A 930-nucleotide genomic window follows, 5' to 3' on the forward strand; every position below is an offset into this window, starting at 1 on the left:
TCGTTTATATATAAATCAGCGAGGTAAGGATACTATTCCAGATTTGTTTGTGCGTGTTTATAAGAATGGTGAGAGAAAAAGATTGAACAAGAGTGTATTTAATTATTGGTGTGACATATTTGCTAAGATGCTGAACGAAAAGGAAGGGAAGGAATTTAAAATGAATCCTCACTGTTTCCGACATAGCAGATTAGATAATTTGAAAGTACAAGGAGTGCCACTTGAAAAACTAAAATCACTCGCTAACCATTCTGATATTTCCACAACTGAATCTTATTTAAAAGATAGAAGTGAGGAAGATATTGCAGAGATATTTGGAATGGACCCAAGTTGCTTTGCAGCTTAAAAAGGAGAGGGAAAGATGGATCGTATTGATGTACTATTGAAAACATTTATAGCTACATTTGGTGGCTTCTGTGGGTATTTCTTGGGAGGATGGGATGCAACATTGAAAGTCTTAGTGACGATGGCAGTTATTGATTATTTAACTGGCATGATTGCAGCAGGTTATAACGGAGAATTAAAAAGCAAAGTTGGTTTCAAAGGCATCGCCAAAAAGGTGGTGCTTTTTATTTTGGTCGGTGCGGCCGCCCAGCTCGATACAGTACTTGGAAGTAACAATGCAATTCGTGAAGCGACAATCTTTTTTTTCATGGGGAATGAATTGCTTTCACTTTTAGAAAACGCTGGACGAATGGGTATCCCACTCCCGCAACCATTAACAAATGCAGTTGAAATTTTAGGTGGCAAACAAAAACAAGAAGAGAAAAAAGGAGATGTTCAATAATGAGACACATTGTAGATATTTCAAAATGGAATGGTGATATTAACTGGCCTGTGGCAAAACAATACATTGATTTCATCATCGCTCGTGTACAAGATGGTTCGAATTATGTAGATCCATTATATAAAGGATATGTACAATCCATG

3 protein-coding genes are annotated in these 930 nt (G+C 36.8%); all 3 read left to right on the top strand.

The features are described from left to right. On the top strand, positions 1 to 346 hold a 346-nt coding region (locus tag MR168_RS32990; RefSeq protein WP_242291766.1), incomplete at its 5' end, for a site-specific integrase. Positions 347 to 361: 15 nt separating this feature from the next. Continuing rightward, a complete protein-coding gene (locus tag MR168_RS32995) occupies positions 362 to 787 on the top strand; it encodes a phage holin family protein (RefSeq protein ID WP_000373895.1) in 426 nt (141 codons plus the stop codon). Next, positions 787 to 930: GH25 family lysozyme (locus MR168_RS33000; RefSeq protein WP_282093751.1), on the top strand; the 144-nt coding region annotated here is incomplete at its 3' end. The genes MR168_RS32995 and MR168_RS33000, both read left to right, overlap by 1 nt.

Source organism: Bacillus cereus group sp. BfR-BA-01356 (assembly GCF_022663635.1).
GTDB classification, from domain to species: Bacteria; Bacillota; Bacilli; order Bacillales; family Bacillaceae_G; genus Bacillus_A; species Bacillus_A cereus.